The following is a 17,392-nucleotide window of genomic DNA, read 5'->3' on the forward strand; positions in this document are numbered from 1 at the left end:
TCGGGGCGGACATGGGTCCAGCGTCGGGGGTTGTCAGGGGGCGTCGATGACCGCATCCCAGCGGGGGAGCGTGGCCCGGTCGCAGTAGGCCTCCTCGAAAGCCCGGCGGGCGTTGGCCGACAGCTCGTCGCGCCAGGGGCGGTCGTCGCGGAGGCGGCGCACGGCGTTGGCCAGGCCCTCGACGTCGCCGCTGCGCAGGCTGACGCCGCACCCGAAGCGACGAATGGCGGCGTCGACGTTCGAGCCCTCGGGGCCCACGTAGAGGATCGCCAGGCCGGCGGCCAGGTTGGCGTGGAGCTTCGACGGGCTCATGACCCCGAGCGCCTCGTCGGCCAGGACGATCAGGGCGCAGCCGGCGCCGGCCATCACCGCCCTTGTCTCCTCCTTGGCCACGTAGTCGCGGCGCACCACCCGGTCGGCGACGCCCTCGGTGGCGGCCAGCCCCGCGAGCTGCTCCCACCGCACCCCGCCGCCCATGAACAGCCAGGCCACACCCTCGTCCGCGGACAGGCGCCCGGCGGCGGCCACGACGGTCTCGACCCGGTGGCCGTAGCCCAGGTTGCCGAGGTAGAGCACCACGAAGCGGTCGGCCAGCGCCGGATCGTCGTAGCCCGCCCAGGTCACGGTCGGCGGACCGGGCGGGAAGGCGGCGAGCGCCTCCCAGTTGGCGATGACCGTCGAGGGCGGGTGGGCACCGTCCGACGAGCCGTAGCCGCCGATCAGCAGGTCACGCATGGCCTCGTCGAGGGCCACCACCTGGTCGAGGCGCCGGAACGACCACCGGTTGACGGCCCGCAGCCCGGTCGAGAGCGGACCGCCCTGGCGCAGCGAGGCGACGGGACGCAACCACCCGCGGAGGGTCTCGGCTGCGGCCTCTGCGGGCCGCCGCCGCCCGACGTGCACCACCGGCCCGCCCTCGGTGCGGGACCCGAGCCGCTCGATGACGTCGGGGTAGCAGTCCATCGACCACAGCACGACCCGGCACCGGCGGCGGACGAGCTTGTGGGCCACTGCGCTCACGACCACGAACGGCGGTGTCGTGAGCGAGACCACGACGTCCTGGCGGGGGAGGCGCACGAGCCGGAGGGTGGCGCCCACCAGGAACGAGGCGTAGTCCGACAGCCGCTTGGCCACGGTGCTCTTGCCGAGGGCCGGGGTCCAGAGCCGCACCACCCGCACACCGTCCACCTCTTCCACCGCCTGAGCTCCGCGGCCGCGAGTCTCCTTGACGTACCCCTCACCCCCAGTGACGACGGTGACCTCGTCGCCTCGGGCGGCCAGGTGGGCGGCGAGCGATGCGGTCAGGTGAGCGGTCGGGGAGATGTCGGGCGGGAAGAACTGGTTGACCAGGGTGATGCGCCGCTGCTCACTCATCGGTGCTCGCTCACGGAGCGCGCTTGGCGGCCACGGCGCCGACCATCTCGTCGATGATGGCGTCGAGGGTCCACTCCTGGCGCCAGCCCGGGAAGTGGGCCCGGAACTTCGCCATGTCGGTGTAGTAGCAGATGTGGTCGCCGACCCGGTTGGTCTCGTCGTAGCGGAGCGCCGGGCGCGTGCCGCAGCGCGACTCGATGGCATCGACGCACTCGAGGAGGCTGGCGGCGTTGGCCTTGCCCCCGCCGAGGTTGTACACCTCGCCGGGCCGGGGGTCCTGGGCGAAGGCCCAGAAGGCGCTGATCACATCCGCGGAGTGGATCTGGTCGCGGACCTGCTTGCCCTGGTAGCCGAAGATCGTGTAGTCGCCGCCGGTCAACGCCCGGGCCACGAGGTACGACAAGAAGCCGTGGAGCTCGACGCCGGAGTGGTGCGGGCCGGTCAGGCAGCCACCCCGGAAGGTGGCGGTGCGCAGGCCGAAGTAGCGGCCGTACTCCTGGGTGAGCACGTCGGCGGCCACCTTGGAGGCGCCGAAGAGCGAGTGGAGCGAGGAGTCGATCGACATGGTCTCGTCGATCCCCTCGGCGTCAGCCGGATCCGCGTAGTCCCAGCGGGTCTCGAGCTCGACGAGCGGCAGGCGGTTCGGGGTGTCGCCGTAGACCTTGTTGGTGCTAACGGTGATGAACACCGCCTCGGGCGTGTGACGACGGCAGGCCTCGAGCAGGTTGAGGGTGCCGACCGCGTTGGTGTCGAAGTCGTCGAAGGGCCGGCTGGCGGCCAGGTCGTGGCTGGGCTGGGCCGCGGCGTGGATCACCAGCTCATGCGCGCCGCGAGCGATGACCCGGTCGACCGCCTCCCGGTCGCGGATGTCGACGTCGAGGTGGGTGTAGTGGGCGCAGGTCGCCTCGAGGCGCTGGCGGTTCCATGTGGTGTCGCCCGGCGGGCCGAAGAAGTCGGCCCGGCTGTTGTTGTCGAGGCCGTCGACGGCGAAGCCGAGGGAGTCGAAGAAGGTGACCGCCTCGGACCCGATGAGGCCGGCCGACCCGGTCACGAGCACCTTCACTGCGGTCGGGTGGCGGCACGGGGGGCACTGGGCACGGTGCGCGATGCTACCGCCGACATGCGCGTCGCCCTGACCCTCGAGCAGTGCTGGCACCGGGTGCCGGGCGGGACGGCCACCTCCGTGCTCGCCCTCGCCGGCGCCCTGGCCGCCCGCTCCGACGTCGAGGTCGTGGGCGTGGCCGCCCGCCACGGTGAACCCCCGGCGCCGCCGTGGGTGCCCCCGGTGCCCGTCCGCCACCTGCGGCTGCCCCGCCTGGCGCTCTACGAGGCGTGGCACGCGCTGCGCCGGCCCCGCGTGGAGGCCGCCACCGGTCCCGTCGACCTGGTGCACGCCACCGCGGTGGCGGTGCCCGGTGCGCGGGTCCCGCTGGTGGTGACCGTCCACGACCTGGCGTTCCTCTCCGAGCCCGGTCACGCCACGCGCCACGGGCTGCGGTTCTTCCGCCGAGGCATCGAGCTGACCCGCCGTCACGCCCGGCTGGTGCTGGTGCCGTCGGAGGCCACGGCCCGGGAGTGCGAGGCCGCCGGCATCGGGCCCGAGCGCGTGCGCGTCGTGCCGTGGGGCGTCACCCCCGTCGCCGTCGACGAGGCCATGCTGGCCGCGGTCCGCACCCGCCACGCCCTCGATCGCCCCTACGTGCTGTTCTGCGGCACGGTCGAGCCCCGCAAGAACCTGCCCCGCGTCGTTCAGGCCGTGGCCCGCCTCGGGCGCGACGACGTCGAGCTGGTGATGGTGGGTCCCGAGGGCTGGAACGAGGACCTCGCCGCGTTGCTCGCTCGCCTCCCGGGCCGGGCCCGGTCGCTCGGCTTCCTGCCCCAGGCCGACCTCGCCCCGCTCTACGCCGGTGCCGCCGTCGTCGCCTACCCGAGCCTGCGCGAGGGCTTCGGCCTGCCTGCCCTCGAGGCCATGGCCCAGGGCGCTCCGGTGGTGACGTCGGTCGGCACGGCCACCGAGGAGGTCGTCGGCGACGCCGGCGTTCTCGTCGACCCGACCTCCGTTCCGGCCATCGCCGCCGGACTCGACCGGGTGCTGGGCGACCCCGACCTCGCTCGGGATCTGGGGAGACGGGGCCGGGCCCGGGCGGCCACGTTCACGTGGGCGCGCACCGCCGAGGCCACCGTCGCTGCCTACCGCGAGGTGTCGGGCGGGTGACCAGCGACCGACTCGCGCCGCCGCTAACGGGCACCCCGTCGGCCATCGAGCGAAGTGGCGCGCGCTCGTGACCCCAAAGGGTCCCGGACGCGCGCCAGTTGGTGAGGGGAGGGGCCGACCGGGGCCGCTGCGGGTGGGGGTCAACCTGCTGTGGCTGGTGCCCGGCGTGGTGGGCGGCAGCGAGGAGTACACGGTGCGGCTGCTGCACGGCCTGGCCGACCTGGGGGCGACGGATCTGGAGATCGAGCTCTTCGCCCTCGACGACCTGCGCCGGGCCCACCCTGACCTCGTGGCCCGCTTCGCGACCCACACCGTTCGCCTGCGGGGCCGGGCCAAGGCGCTGCGGGTGGTGGCCGAGACCACGTGGCTGCCGGTCGCGATCCGCCGCCGCCACCTCGACCTGGTGCACCATCCCGGGGGGGTCGTCCCGCTCGGGCGCGGCGGCGTGCCGGCGGTGCTCACCATCCACGACCTCCAGCCCCTCGACCTGCCCGAGAACTTCAGCCGGATCAAGGTCGCCTACCTGCGGGCCATGCTGCCCCGCTCGGCTCGCACCGCACGGGTCATCACCACCCCGTCGCGCACCGCCGGAGAGCGGGTGGCCGAGCGCCTCGGTGTCCCCGTCGATCGGATCCACCCCGTGCTCCACGGCCTCGAGCCCGAGGCCTTCGCCGCCGCTCCGGCGGCCGAGGTCGATCGGGTCCGCGCCGAGCGCGGCCTGGCCCGCCGCTGGATCCTGTACCCGGTCATCACCTATCCCCACAAGAACCACGTCACCCTCGTGCGGGCCTTCGCCGCCCTGGCCGCGACGCACCCCGACGTCGACCTGGTGCTGACCGGCGGGGAAGGCCCGGCCGAGGCCGACGTCGTCGCCGCCATCGCCGCCTGCGGAGCGGGCGGCCGCGTGCACCGCACCGGCCGGGTGCCCCGGGCGGACCTCGATGCCCTGCTGGCCGGCGCGGCGGCGGTCGCCTTCCCGTCGCGCTACGAGGGCTTCGGCACCGGGGTGCTCGAGGCCATGGCCGCCGGGGCGCCGGTGGTCGCCGCCGATGCCACCGCCCTGCCCGAGGTGGTCGGCACGGCCGCGACCCTCGTCGCGCCCGACGACGTCGCCGGATGGGCCTCGGCCCTGGCCGCGCTGCTCGATGACGATGGGCTCCGGCGCCGCCGCATCGCCGCTGGTCGTGAGCGGGCGACGGCCTTCACCAACCGGGCGGGGGCTCGGGCCCTCGCCGACGCGTACCGAGCTGCGGCGGACCGGCCCGCGGGCCCACCCGACTCCGAGGGCGGAGGCGCCGCCGGGTAGGGTGATCGACCCATGGGCAAGGCATCCTCATCCAAGAAGGTGGCGCGCGCGGCGCGCGCCGGCGGCAAGACCAAGGGTCAGCGCAAGCAGATCGCGTTCCCGGCGGCGCTCGTCGTCCTGGTGGTCCTCGGCCTCGGCCTGGTCGCCTTCGCCCGCTCCACCAACCCCGGCGACGGCTCCCCCCAGCTCGGTGAGCACTGGCACGCCGCCTACGGCGTCTACGTGTGTGACCGGTGGGTGGCGAACCTCTCGGACCGCGGCGCCGACTCGCTCGGCATCCACACCCACGACGACGGCCTGGTCCACATCCACCCCTTCCTCGCCGGGGCCACCGGAGAATCCGCCACGATCGGCAAGTTCTTCGAGCAGGTCGGCATGAGCGTCAGCGACTCGTCGATCACCCTGCCCCCGGGTGAGCAGTTCGGGAGCCGCGAGTACAAGAACGGCGAGACGACGTGTGACGGTGAGCGCGCCCGGGTGGTCACCGCCCACTGGGACGACGCCGTGACCGCCGGTGAACAGCGGCCCGATGACGTGCGCACCTCGGACATCTCCGGTGAGCACTTCGACACCAACCAGGGGGCCTACACCATTGCCTTCCTGCCCGAGGGCGAGGACATCCCGCCGCCGCCGAGCGCGGCCGACATCGTCTCGCTCGGTGCGCAGGACGGCGCACCCGGGGAGCTGCCCGCCGGCGCCCCCGACGGCAGTGACCTCGAGGACCTGCCCGAGGGCGAGCTGCCCGAAGGCGTCGACCCCGGGGCCCCGGCGGGCGACCCCGGCACTGAGCCCCCCCCGGGCGTGCCCCCTCCGGGCGAGTCCCTCCCGGGCGACCCCGGCACCGAGCCCCTCCCGGGTGTGCCCCCTCCGGGCGAGCCCCTCCCGGGCGAGACCCCGCCCGAGGGTGAGGGCGAGGCGCCGCCGGCAGACGGCTCCGCACCCGGCGATCCTCCGGCTTCGACGGCGCCGCCGTCCGATCCCGCCGCGGCCCCGGGCAGCGCCGAGGAGCCCGCCGGGGGATGAGAGCCGTCGTCCTGGTCGGCGGGTTCGGAACCCGGTTGCGGCCGCTGACGCTCACCCGGCCCAAGCAGATGCTGCCGATCGTCGATCGGCCCATGATCGAACACGTCCTTGGCCACCTGGCCGGTCACGGCATCGACGACGTGGTGCTGTCGATGGGCTACCGCGCCGACGCCTTCACCGACGTCTACCCGACGGGCACCTGTGCCGGTGTGCAGGTGCACTACGCGGTCGAGCCCGAGCCGCTCGACACGGCCGGGGCCATCCGCTTCGCGGCGCGCGACGCGCGCATCGACGGGCGGTTCGTGGTCGTCAACGCCGACGTGCTCACGGACCTCGACGTGTCGGCACTGGTGGCCTTCCACCAGGACCGCACCGCGGAGGGCACCATCGCCCTGCATCGCGTCGAGGACCCCTCCACCTTCGGCGTGGTGCCGACCGACGCCAAGGGTCGGGTGGAGGCCTTCATCGAGAAGCCGCCCCGTGACGAGGCCCCGACCGACCTCATCAACGCCGGGATCTATGTGCTCGAGCCCTCGGTGCTCGACCGCGTGGCCGCGGGCCGCAAGGTGTCGATCGAGCGTGAGGTGTTCCCGGCCATGGTGGCCGACGGCACCCTCTACGCCATGGCGGGCGACGCCTACTGGATCGACACCGGCACCCCCGCGCTCTACCTCCGCGCCCAGCTCGACCTGCTCGACGGCCTGCGGGGTGAGCCCGTCGACGGCGTGCACCGCGACGCCGAGCTGCACCCGGGCGCCGACGTCAGCCGCTCGGTGGTCGGCCTCGACGCCGTCGTCGCCGACGGTGCGGTCGTCCACGAATCGGTCGTCCTCGGCGCCGCCCGCGTCGGGCCCGGCGCCCGTCTCGAGCGCACCATCGTGGGCTTCGGCGCCACCGTCGGTGAGGCCGCCGAGCTCGACGACTGCGTCATCGGCGACGGTGAGACGGTCGCTGCGGGCGAGCGCCTGGACGGCATCCGGCGTCCGCCGCCCGACTGATCTGCGGCCTGTCGGCCGACCGGTTCAGGCTGGCCGTCGGCCCACGGCGCGCTGCTAAGGTGACCGCTTCTGGGGCCGTTAGCTCAGTTGGTTAGAGCACCTGCATGACGCGCAGGGGGTCAGGGGTTCGAATCCCTTACGGCCCACCCCTCCTGACCTGCGGCTTCGTCCGAAGGTCAGTCTTTTTTTCGGTCCCCCGGGTGACCCCTGGCAGCCTATCTGGCAGCCTATGGGGTGCCGGATCGAACGCACATCGAGACCGGGCTGACCGTGCCCTAGTCGGTGCCGAACAGAGCGTCCATGGGACCCACGGCATCGTCGACCACGGGCCCCATCGGGCGGCGGTACACGCTCAGGGCGGTCTTGGCGTCGTTGCCCGCCACATCTGCGATCCGTTCCCCCGACACACCCGCGTCGGACAGCACCGAGATGGCGGCGTGGCGGAAGTCGTAGGGGCTCACCCTCTTCGAGATGCCCGCCTTCTCGGCGACCCTCCGCACCGTCCTTTGCAGGTCGGCCGGGTCGATGGGGGTGCCGATCTCTGTGGCGAACACCAGACCCTCGTTAATGCGCCAGTAGGGCCCGGCGGCGAGCCTCTCCGCAGCCTGCGCGACGTGGCGGCGGCGCAGTGCCGCTCGGGCGATGGCTGGCAGCGCAAGGGTTCGGACGGATCCCGCGGTCTTGGTGGGACCGAGCCGCAGCACCTGCGTGCCCGTGTTGGGATCCGAGTGTCGCTTGAGGGACCGGCGGATCGTCACTGTCCCCTCGTCGATGTCGACGTCCTGCCAGACGAGGCCGGTGGACTCCCCGGGGCGGAGACCAAGTGTGGCCAGCACGACCACCAGGGCCTCCAGCCGGTCCCCTCGGGCAGCGTCGACCAGAGCGACCACCTCCGACTTGGTCAGCCGGTCTCGTTCCTTGGGGGCGAAACTGCTGGACCTGGACAGACTGGCCACATTGCGGGCCACCAGGCCCTCCGCCTCGGCAAATTTGAGGACCTGACCGAGGAAGGTGCGCACCCGGGCCGCGTAAGAGTTCGAATAGCCCTCCTCCAGCATCGCCGAGCAGAGATTGCTCACGTCTGAGGGGGCCAGCCTGATGACCTTCCTCCCACCGATCCTCTTGGCCACCAGCCTCCCCACCCCCGCAGCAGCCGAGCGGGTATTGGGGGCGGCGTTCGGATCGATCCCCTCCGCCAGGTAACGGTCGATGAGGGCGGTGAGGGTGAGCGAGGCATCGGGGAGAGGGAGACCACGGTCGACCCGCTCCTTCGCGGCGCGGACCTGCTTGGCCACCTCGCTCTTGTTGCGCCCTGAGAAGTACTTGCGCCCCCGTGACCCGTCAGCCCGCACGACCCTCGACCGACCCCCGCCAGCGGCCGTCACGGGTCCGGTAAATGGATCCATCGCCCTTGGGGCGACGACGGGTGGTCATGCCGGGGCCTCGGGTCGGGTGATGGACGGACTGGCGGCTGGGGCCATCATGACGCCGGGGTGTGACATCAACGCTGACTCTCCCGGCTGATGTACTCATCGAGAGCCTCGACCGGAATGCGCCGAAGCGCTCCGATCTTCAGCGACCGAACCTTTCCCTCGTTGACGAGAGTCTGCATCGTGCACCTGCCCACGTTGAGAAACCTTGCTGCCTGGGTTGTCGTGAGGAGCAGCGGGGGAGGCGACTCCAGGACTCCTGACATGTTCCCGGAGTTGATGCGGGTTCTCAGCGGTTCTTGACGGCGTAGGTGAGGGTGAGGTTGGTGCCGGGGTAGGTGGTGCGGGGGGCGGTGAGGGCGTTGCAGAGCGCGGCGAGGGCGCGTGTGCGGCGGGGGGCGGAGAGCGGGTTGATCCGGACGTGGAGCTCGCCATTGATGACTTGGAGGTCGGCGGGCGAGGCGAAGATCTCGCGCAGGAGGCTGCGGGCTTCGTCGTCGGCTCGGGCGTAGTGGGGCGCGAGGAGGCGGGTCAGCGCGGTCTCGGCGTTGTAGGTGGCCATGCGGATGGCGTCGTGGATGCGTTTGCGTTCGGGATCGAGCCGGGCGGCCTCAGGGTGGCTGTCGCCGAGCGGCGCGCGGGCGGGGATGGCCCGGGCGGCTGCGGCGAGGGTGTCGATGTGGGCGCGGGTGTCGGCGAACGCGGCGGCCATCTCTTCGGCGTCGGCGGCGCTGCGTCGACCGTCGAGGGCGGCTCGTCCCTCTCTGGCTTCGGCGACGACGAGTTGGGTTCGGGCGTCGCGCAGGGCCCGATCCGCGGTCTTGCGGGCGGGGTTGGGCACGAGGCGGGCGGGGTCATCGCCGGTGGTGGCATACGCGTCGAGGCCGTCGAGGGCGTAGTGGGCGCGCCTGTAGCGAAAGAAGTTCTCTTGGCGCCACCGGGAGAACATGGCATACGCGACCGGAGCGGGGTCGTCATCGGTGCGGGTGGTGAGCACCTGGGTCTGGTGCCCGGTGGTGACATCGAGGCGGGTGATCTGACGGCACGCGAAGCGTCGGGTGCGGTTGTGGTCGTTGTAGGAGATGCGCACGGCCCGATCCGCGAGCCAGTAGGTCTGGGTGCGGCCCCGGTCATCGACGAAGCGGTGCTCGACGAACGTCGAGCGGGGCTCTGGGACGCAGGGGGCTTTGCGGTAGGTGAGGATGTCGAAGCCCGCTGCGGTCAGCTCGGCGAACAGCTTGGGGGACCATCCGCCCCGGTCGAAGGCAATGGTCGGGCGGCGGTCGGGCCCGACCAGGGCGCGGACCTCATCGGCGACGCGGCGGAGCTCACCAACGAGCGATGCCCCGGGGGGAGATGACCACACCAGCAGCCCGTCACCGTTGGCATCGGCGACCCAGGTGTCGACCTCGGCGGGCATCGACAACCGGATGCGCGCCACGTGAGCCTTGGGGACATCGGCAGCCCCGTGGTAGGCGCGGACGTGGCCGTCGACATAGAGCACCCCCATGGCCTGGTCGTGGGCCGCGGCGTGGTGCGCTGCGAGCCCGGCGAGGACCCGATCAGCCCTGTGCTCGCCGGCGAGGGCCTCGATGCGTCGGCGGAGGGTCTTGACCTCAGGTGCCCGGTCCAAGCCCAACAAGCGGCCCACATCAACGGGGTCGACGCGGGTCAGGCCCTCAGCGCGCGGTTCGCCCAACAGCGCCGCGAAGACCACGGTCAACACCAGGGACCGCAGCCCGTAGAACGCGGCCCGGGACCGCCCGTAGATCGCCTCGGTTACCTCAAGGAGACCAGTGGCCACCAGTGCCGGGAGGATCACCAACGCCCCCGCCAACGGCAACGAGGAACCCTCACAGATCACCGGCGCCGCTTCGACCAGCTCACCCCGGCGGGCCGCAGCGCGCTCGTCGGTGCGAGGCTCAGGCCGCGCTAAAGGCTCAAGCCCGACACCAGCACCAACACCGGGGTCGGCGTCGGGCACCGGGACAGCGACCGGGTCTGGGACCGAGGCCGTGCCCGTGTCGCCCTCGTCGCCCTCGTCGTTGTCCCCGGCTGCGGTTCGGGGCCGGGCCCCGGCGAGCGCTCGCGACACCGAGTTGCGGCTCACGCCCACCGCCGCGGCCACCTCCTCCATCGAGGCACCCGTCTCTCTGCGGCGACGGATCTCCTCGAGCTTGTCTCCGGTGAGCTTCGAGGGGCCTTGTGGGCCACGCTTGGCCGGCCGCAGCGCCTCCACCCCTCCCTGGCCGTAAGCCCGTCGCCACCGGCGCAGCGTGTCGGGATCGGTCCCGAACCCAGCCGCCACCTCACCGTGACGGGCGGAACGGGTCTCCACCAGCTGCACCGCGGCGAGTCGCCGGGCGATCACGTCTCGGGGCTCCCAGAACCATGTCGCTCTGCCCCACACGAACACCACACCACCCTCGTCGCGCTCCAACACCTCAACGCCGGGCGCCACAGACACCGACCCCGCTGGGGCCAACGGGAGCGGCTGACCTCGGCGCATCGCACCCATCCCAGCACCATCAAGAACCGTCACAATACTCACGTATGAATTATCGACGATACAGGGCCCAAAGTGGTGGATCCCCCTTGCCACACAAGGCCTTCAGCGTCCTATGTCAGGAGTCCTGGATTCTTGCATCGACGCATCCCAGTCGGACAGGTCGAAATCGAACTGGCCCGACGGCTCATCGGCCTTCGACACGGTGTCGTGGGGCGTGACGACAGCCGTTGGATCGTCGGCGCCACGGCGAGAAGAACGTGAAGTGGGTCAACCGCATCGAGCTGTCGACCGACGAAGAGGAGGGCTTCTACGAGCAGCAGGGCTGGGGTCCCAGCTTCGTGGTCAACACCCAGTCGCGCTTCACCGCCCCGGCGTTCGACCAGCCGCTGCCGGTGGCCCCGGTCGTGCTGTCGGGAACGGCGTTCGGCGGCGACCGTGGCGTGTCGAAGGTCGAGGTGAGCGTTGACGACGGGGCCACCTGGCAGCCGGCCACCATCACCTACCCCGGCACGCGTCTCACCTGGAGCCTGTGGAGCTACACGTGGGTGCCCACCCGGCCGGGTGAGCACCGGCTGGTGGTGCGCACCGTCGACGGTGGTGGGACCCCGCAGGTGAGCGAGGACCGCACGAGCGGCCCCGAAGGGGCCTCGGGCTACCATCGGATCGTGGCCATGCTGGCCTGAGCGCCGAACTTGTTCATCCTCTTGTTAGTTAGCCGGGCAGCACATGCTGCTCCTGAGCGGAGGGTAAGCCGGGGAGGTCGATTCCTCACCACGAGAGAAGGCAGGCCGATGCCCGCAAAATCCCTTTCCCCGGCTGCTTGATGGCCGCTTTCGACGTCATCATCCTCGGTGCCGGGACAGCAGGAGAATCGATCGCCAAGAACGTGGCCCAGGCCGGTCGCACCGTCGCCCTGGTCGAGGCGGGCCGGGTTGGCGGCGAGTGCCCCTACGTGGCCTGCATGCCCAGCAAGTCGTTGCTCCGCTCGGCCACCGTGCGCCACCAGGCGACGCGATCGGTGGCCCTTGGCGCCACCGCCGGTCCCGTGGCGCTGGACGACCCTGCAGCCGGGTACGCCCGGGCCACGGCCCGGCGGGACGAGGTGGCCCACCATCGCGACGACGCCGACGCCGCCACGGGCGTGGAGCGCCAGGGGGTCACGCTGCTGCGGGGCCGCGGCCGGGTCGTGGGCGAGGGCGTCGTCGAGGTCGGCGGCGCCCGGTACGGCTTCACCGACCTGGTGATCGGGACGGGGAGCCGGCCCGTCCATCCCCCGATCGAGGGTCTGGACACCGTCCCCACCTGGACCAGCGACGAGGCGCTGAGCACCGACGAGCGGCCCGCCTCGCTGCTCGTCCTCGGCGGTGGACCGATCGGCTGCGAGCTGGCCCAGGTCTACGCCCGGTTTGGGGTCGAGGTGACGCTGGTCGAGTCGGCGCCCCGGCTGGTGGCCAAGGAGGAGGCGAGCATCTCCGCAGTGCTGGCTGCGGTGCTGCGCGACGACGGGATCGACCTGCGCCTCGGGGCCGAGGTGATCAGGGCCGAGACGGTGGGGGGGCGGGCCCGGTTGCGCCTGGCCGACGGAGCCGTTCTCGACGGCGACCGCGTGCTGGTCGTCACCGGCCGCATGCCGAACCTCGATGACCTCGGCCTCGAGGTCCTCGGCATCGAAGCCGACCCGAAGGGCCTGACCACCGACGAGTCGGGCCGGGTGCCGGGCCAGCCCCACGTGTGGGCCGCCGGCGACGTCACCGGGGCCGCTCCCTACACCCACGCTGCCAACTACCAGGCCCGGGTCATCGCCGCCAACCTCCTCGGCGGCTCAGCGACCATGGACACCCGGGCCATGCCGCGGGCCATCTATACCGACCCGCCCGTGGCCTCGGTGGGGCTGGACGCGGCGGCGGCCAGGCTGCAGGGCGTCGAGGCGGTCACCGCCAGCATCGACCTGGCCGAGACGGCTCGCTCGGGCAGCGAGGGCGAGGCCCGGGGCCGGCTGGTGCTGACCGCCGATGCCGCCCGCGGCGTGCTGGTCGGGGCGGCGGCCGTCGGACCCGGCTGCGACGAGTGGATCGGTGAGGCGGTCCTGGCCATCAGGGCGGAGATCCCCCTGGCCGTGCTCACCGACGTCGTCCACCCCTTCCCCACCTTCTCAGAAGCATACGAACCGGTGCTTCGTGACCTGGCCCAGCAGGTCGCCGCCGCCAACCAGCCCAGGCAGATGGGGGGAACCGCCCGGTTCGGCATGATCGGGCTGGGCCGCATGGGCGAGGCGCTAGCCCTGCAGGCGGTGGACCGGGGTCTCGAGGTGGTGGCCCACGACCCGGGCAAGGAACCCAAGCCTGGCTCGGGCATCCTGCCAGCCGACTCGGTCGCCTCGGTGGTCGGGCAGCTGCCGACGCCCCGGGTCGTGTTCGTCTCTGTGCCCCAGGGCGGGCCCACCGAGGAGGTGGTGCAGTCCCTCGCCGAGGCCATGGAGCCCGGCGACGTGATCGTCGAGGGCGGCAACGCCCACTGGCGGGACTCGGTGCGCCGCTGCGGTGAGCTGGCCCAGCGGGGAATCCATTTTATCGACTGCGGCACCAGCGGCGGGGTGAGCGGCGCCCGCCACGGGGCCTGCTTCATGGTGGGCGGCACTGAGGAGGCCTTCTCGCTGGTCGAGCCGATCCTGTTGGCGCTGGCCACCCACGACGGCGTCCTCCACGTCGGCCCGACGGGTTCGGGGCACTTCGTCAAGCTGATCCACAACATGATCGAGTTCGGCATGGTGCAGTCGATCGGCGAGGGCGTGGAGCTGCTCGACGCCTCGGACTACGAGCTCGACTTCGTCTCGTTGTTCCGCAACTGGAGCCACGGTTCGGTGATCCGTGGCTGGCTGGTCGAGCTGATGGCCCAAGGCTTCGAGGAGTACGGCGACCTGAGCCACGTCGAGCCGTGCGTCGAGGACACCGGCGAGCAGGTCTGGGGGGTGCAGTACGCCATGGAGCACCAGGTGCCGATCCCGATGCTCGCCCAGGCCGTGTGGGGCTTCTACCAGTCACGCGACCGCACCCAGGAGTGGGAGAAGGCGGTGTCAGTGCTGCGCCACGGCTACGGCGGTCACCCGCTGAGCACCACGTGATCCGCCGGCGGATCGACGACTACGGCTTCCTCTCCGACTGCCACACCGCCGCCCTGGTCGACCGCCACGGGTCGGTCGACTGGTGGTGCCCGTCCCGCTTCGACGCGGCGTCGGTGTTCGGCCGCCTCCTCGACCCCGACGCCGGCCACTGGTCGCTGCACCCCCGCGACCCCTTCGAATCGACCCGCCGTTACGTGGGCGCCAGCCTGGTGATCACGACCACGTTCGTCACCGACGACGGCGAGGTGGAGGTCACCGACGCCCTGGCCCTGGAGCCGGGCGCCCGGGGCCACGACCTCGGGCGGCAGGCCCCGCACACCCTGCTGCGCCGGATCCAGGGGCGACGGGGCACGGTGATGATGACCACCGAGCTGGCCCCCCGCATGGAGTACGGCCTCACCGCCCCCCACTTGACCGAGGAGGGCGACGGGCTGGTGGCCCGGGCCGGGCCGGTCACCCTGACCCTGTCGGGAGACGTGGCGCTGCGCCGAGACGGCGCCACGGCCCGAGCCACCTTTCCCGTGGCCGCGGGGGAGACGATCGAGCTGCGCCTGGCCGCCACCCCCTCCTTCGGCGCCGAGGATGTGGAGGCCCGGCAGGTACCGGAGATCGACGACACCCTGGCGGCCTGGACATCGTGGTCCGACCTCCACCAGGCCTACCGGGGCCGCCACCGCGAGCAGGTGCTGCGCAGCTCGCTGGTGCTGCAGGGTCTCACCTACAAGCCCAGCGGGGCAGTGGTGGCGGCGGCAACAACGTCGCTGCCCGAGGCCATCGGGGGTCCGCTGAACTTCGACTACCGCTTCGCCTGGCTGCGCGACCTCAGCCTCACCATCCGCTCGCTGTGGATCGCCGCCTGCCCCGACGAGGCCGACGAGCTGTTCCGCTGGATCGCCCAGTCGGCCGGCCAGCTGGACGGCGAGCGGGTGCAGGTGATGTACGGAGTGGCCGGCGAGCGCGACCTCACCGAGCACGCCCTCGACCACCTGGCCGGGTTCCACGGCAGCCGACCCGTGCTGGTCGGCAACGACGCCTGGGACCAGTCCCAGCTCGACGTGCTCGGCGAGGTGCTCGACGCCGCCCACCAGCTGCGGGACCAGCTGGGCGAGCTGGACGAGCCCACCCAGAACCTCCTCGTGGCCCTGGCCAACCGGGCCGCGGCCACCTGGCGCGAGCCCGACGCCGGCATGTGGGAGGCCCGCGACGCCCAGCGGCACTACACCTCGTCCAAGGTGCTCTGCTGGGTCGCCCTCGACCGCGCCATCCAGCTGGCCCCCCGCCTGGGCCCAGGCGCCGACCCGGACGGGTGGAGCCGGGCCCGCCAACGGGTGGGTGACGCCGTGCTGGCCAAAGCCTGGAGCGACCAGGCCGGCGCCTACACCGGCGCCTTCGGCTCGGACCAGCTGGACGCCTCGGTGCTGCTCCTGCCGCTCGTCGGGTTCCTGCCCGCGAGTGACCCCCGGATGTGGGCCACCATCCAGGCGGTCGAGCGGGAGCTGGGCGACATCGGCCTTGTGCGGCGCTGGCCACAGGACCCGATGGGCTTCCTCATCTGCACCTACTGGCTGAGCGAGTGCCTAGCCCTGGCCGGCGAGACCGAGCGGGCCGAGGCGTGGTTCGACCGGGCCACCGCCTGTGCCAACGACCTGGGCCTGCTGGCCGAGGAGGCCGACCCCGACCGCCTCGAGCTGCTCGGGAACTTTCCCCAGGCGTTCTCCCACGTGGGGCTCATCAACGCCGCCTGGCGCCTCACCGAGACGGCGGGGCCACCGCCGCCCTCCCACACCGACACCGACACCGACCGAGACACCGACCGAGACACCGATCACGACGAGGAGCACGGACATGGCTGACGGACGACTGCAGGGCAAGGTGGCGCTGATCACCGGATCGGACTCGGGGATAGGCCAGGCCACCGCCGAGGAGTTCGCCAAGGAGGGTGCCGACGTGGTGGTCGTCTATCTCCACGACCGCGCCGGCGCCGATACCACCCGCCTGGCCGTCGAGGCGGCCGGCCAGCGGGCGGTGGTCGTCCAGTGCGACATCAGCGACGAGGCCGCGGTCGAGGCCATGTTCGACGAGGCCCTCAAGACCCTCGGCGCGGTCGACATCTTGATGAACAACGCCGGGGTGGACGCATCGGGCCAGGACGTGGCCGACCTACCCACAGAAGTGTTCGACAAGGCCATCCGCACCAACCTCTACGGCACGTTCTACTGCTGCCGGCGGTACGTGCAGGAGCGGAAGGCCGAAGGAGGCCAGGGCGGCAAGATCATCAACGTCACCTCGGTACACGAGGAGATCCCCAACGCCGGCGGGTCCGACTACGACTGCTCCAAAGGAGCGGTACGCAACCTCACCCGCACCCTCGCCCTCGAGTTGGCGCCCCTGCGGATCAACGTCAACAACCTGGCGCCAGGGATGGTGCTCACCCCGTTCAACCAGCCGGCCATCGACGACCCGGACCTGCTGGACGAGCAGGTCCAAAGCATCCCGTTCAAGAGGGCCGCGCGGCCGGCGGAGATCGCCCGCCTGGCGGTGTTCCTGGCCTCCAGCGACAGCGACTACGTCACCGGGTCGTCGTACTACATGGACGGCGGACTGATGCGAAACCTCGGCCAGGGCGCCTGAGCACCCGCCGACCGCCCCGACGCCGATGAACGGCGGCTCATCAACCCGCGCGAACCCGAGCTGCGCCGCCACGGCGTCGGCGAAGGCGCCGTTCGTGGCCCACTCGGCCAGGAACACGTCACCGGCCTCAGCCTCGAGGTCGAACATTGACGGCCCCACCCGCAGGTGCCGGAACCCGCCGCCGCCCTCCCACTCGACGGCCGCCGTGATCCCGCCCGGGTCCTCGCCCTTCACCACCTTCTCCAGCCGGGGCCGGGTGAACCGCTCGATCGTGTCCGCCTCCCGCTCCGCCGTCACCCACCGCCGACCCATCTTCTGCGCCACCGCCGCCGTCGTCCCCGACCCCGCGAAGCAGTCCAACACGACATCGCCCGGATCGGTGGCGACCTGAATGAGCCGCTGCAAGAGGCGTTCCGGCTTCGGAGTCGAGAACGGGACGACGCCCGGGAACAGGCGCTTGATCTCGGCCTTTGCCTCGCGATTGTGGCCCACGTCTTCGTTACGCCAAAGGGTGCGAACTGGTGCCCCGGTGTCAGGGCGGTACCGCTTTCGGCCGATACCGCCCTTTCCGCCCGAACGAAAGATCAGCTCAGGCCATCGGCCCGCGTCGTATCGCTTCCTGGCCGACGGCTCCGCTTCAGCGACGGCCAGTTCCAGTGGTCACTGCACGGTTGAGGCTGCAGCGTAGAGGCTGGCGGGGCTGTGGTAGGCGAGGCTGCGTCGGCGTTGGCCGTTGAGGATGGCCGCGACCCGGTCGACCTCGTCGGGGTCGAGCAGGTCGAGGC

General features: G+C 72.1%; 14 protein-coding genes, 1 tRNA gene and 1 pseudogene. 10 read left to right on the plus strand and 6 right to left on the minus strand.

Translation table 11 applies throughout. The features are described from left to right. Positions 1-33 precede the first annotated feature (33 nt). Together VNL12_RS13655 and VNL12_RS13660 are read right to left on the minus strand one after the other, a co-directional pair. Positions 34-1,374 (minus strand): glycosyltransferase family 4 protein, encoded by a 1,341-nt coding sequence (locus tag VNL12_RS13655; RefSeq protein WP_325595475.1) that lies wholly within the window; start codon positions 1,372-1,374, stop codon positions 34-36. 10 nt (positions 1,375-1,384) lie between these two features. Beyond that, positions 1,385-2,437: an NAD-dependent epimerase/dehydratase family protein gene (locus tag VNL12_RS13660; protein WP_325595477.1), complete on the minus strand. Its 1,053-nt coding sequence runs from the start codon at positions 2,435-2,437 to the stop codon at positions 1,385-1,387. A 57-nt stretch (positions 2,438-2,494) separates the two neighbouring features. On the opposite strand from VNL12_RS13660, the gene VNL12_RS13665 reads away from it, so the two are divergent. From VNL12_RS13665 to VNL12_RS13685, 5 genes are all read left to right on the plus strand, one after another. After that, on the plus strand, positions 2,495-3,589 hold the full coding sequence (locus VNL12_RS13665) for a glycosyltransferase family 1 protein (protein ID WP_325595478.1): 1,095 nt from the start codon (positions 2,495-2,497) through the stop codon (positions 3,587-3,589). Between the two features lie 133 nt (positions 3,590-3,722). Next, positions 3,723-4,895: a glycosyltransferase family 1 protein gene (locus VNL12_RS13670; protein ID WP_325595480.1), complete on the plus strand. Its 1,173-nt coding sequence runs from the start codon at positions 3,723-3,725 to the stop codon at positions 4,893-4,895. A 12-nt stretch (positions 4,896-4,907) separates the two neighbouring features. Next, entirely contained in the window at positions 4,908-5,918 is a 1,011-nt protein-coding gene (locus VNL12_RS13675) for a hypothetical protein (protein ID WP_325595482.1), read from the plus strand. Continuing rightward, complete coding sequence (locus VNL12_RS13680; protein ID WP_325595484.1) at positions 5,915-6,916, plus strand: NDP-sugar synthase; 1,002 nt, start codon at positions 5,915-5,917, stop codon at positions 6,914-6,916. The genes VNL12_RS13675 and VNL12_RS13680 overlap by 4 nt, the downstream gene beginning before the upstream one ends. Before the next feature lie 72 nt (positions 6,917-6,988). Beyond that, positions 6,989-7,062, plus strand: a tRNA-Val gene (locus VNL12_RS13685). 129 nt (positions 7,063-7,191) lie between these two features. On the opposite strand, the gene VNL12_RS13690 is transcribed toward VNL12_RS13685, so the two are convergent. The 3 genes from VNL12_RS13690 to VNL12_RS13695 form a co-directional block, all read right to left on the minus strand. Further along, positions 7,192-8,211, minus strand: a complete 1,020-nt coding sequence (locus tag VNL12_RS13690; RefSeq protein ID WP_325595486.1) for a site-specific integrase — start codon at positions 8,209-8,211, stop codon at positions 7,192-7,194. Positions 8,212-8,417: 206 nt separating this feature from the next. After that, positions 8,418-8,612 carry a helix-turn-helix domain-containing protein gene (locus VNL12_RS20960; protein ID WP_349257855.1) on the minus strand — a complete coding sequence of 65 codons (195 nt, stop codon included), beginning with the start codon at positions 8,610-8,612 and terminating at the stop codon, positions 8,418-8,420. Positions 8,613-8,635: 23 nt separating this feature from the next. Continuing rightward, positions 8,636-10,813 carry a putative transposase gene (locus VNL12_RS13695; protein WP_325595488.1) on the minus strand — a complete coding sequence of 726 codons (2,178 nt, stop codon included), beginning with the start codon at positions 10,811-10,813 and terminating at the stop codon, positions 8,636-8,638. Between the two features lie 269 nt (positions 10,814-11,082). On the opposite strand from VNL12_RS13695, the gene VNL12_RS13700 reads away from it, so the two are divergent. The 5 genes from VNL12_RS13700 to VNL12_RS13720 all read left to right on the plus strand — a co-directional run bounded on the left by VNL12_RS13700 (position 11,083) and on the right by VNL12_RS13720 (position 16,998). After that, on the plus strand, positions 11,083-11,538 hold the full coding sequence (locus tag VNL12_RS13700; protein WP_325595490.1) for an Ig-like domain-containing protein: 456 nt from the start codon (positions 11,083-11,085) through the stop codon (positions 11,536-11,538). Between the two features lie 140 nt (positions 11,539-11,678). Further along, positions 11,679-13,976, plus strand: coding sequence for an NADP-dependent phosphogluconate dehydrogenase (locus VNL12_RS13705; RefSeq protein ID WP_325595492.1), 2,298 nt, complete (start codon positions 11,679-11,681; stop codon positions 13,974-13,976). Then, complete coding sequence (locus tag VNL12_RS13710) at positions 13,973-15,829, plus strand: glycoside hydrolase family 15 protein (RefSeq protein ID WP_325595494.1); 1,857 nt, start codon at positions 13,973-13,975, stop codon at positions 15,827-15,829. The genes VNL12_RS13705 and VNL12_RS13710 overlap by 4 nt, the downstream gene beginning before the upstream one ends. Further along, complete coding sequence (locus VNL12_RS13715; RefSeq protein WP_325595496.1) at positions 15,822-16,607, plus strand: glucose 1-dehydrogenase; 786 nt, start codon at positions 15,822-15,824, stop codon at positions 16,605-16,607. The genes VNL12_RS13710 and VNL12_RS13715 overlap by 8 nt, the downstream gene beginning before the upstream one ends. Positions 16,608-16,812: 205 nt before the next feature. Further along, on the plus strand, positions 16,813-16,998 hold the full coding sequence (locus tag VNL12_RS13720) for a hypothetical protein (protein WP_325595498.1): 186 nt from the start codon (positions 16,813-16,815) through the stop codon (positions 16,996-16,998). Here VNL12_RS13720 and VNL12_RS13725 read toward each other — a convergent pair. Continuing rightward, positions 16,932-17,099, minus strand: a pseudogene (locus VNL12_RS13725) (DNA methyltransferase); the annotation flags it as partial. The gene VNL12_RS13720 and the pseudogene VNL12_RS13725 sit on opposite strands and share 67 nt — an antisense overlap. Between the last annotated feature and the right edge of the window lie 293 nt (positions 17,100-17,392).

This window comes from Iamia sp. (genome assembly GCF_035575815.1).
Classification (GTDB): domain Bacteria; phylum Actinomycetota; class Acidimicrobiia; order Acidimicrobiales; family Iamiaceae; genus Iamia.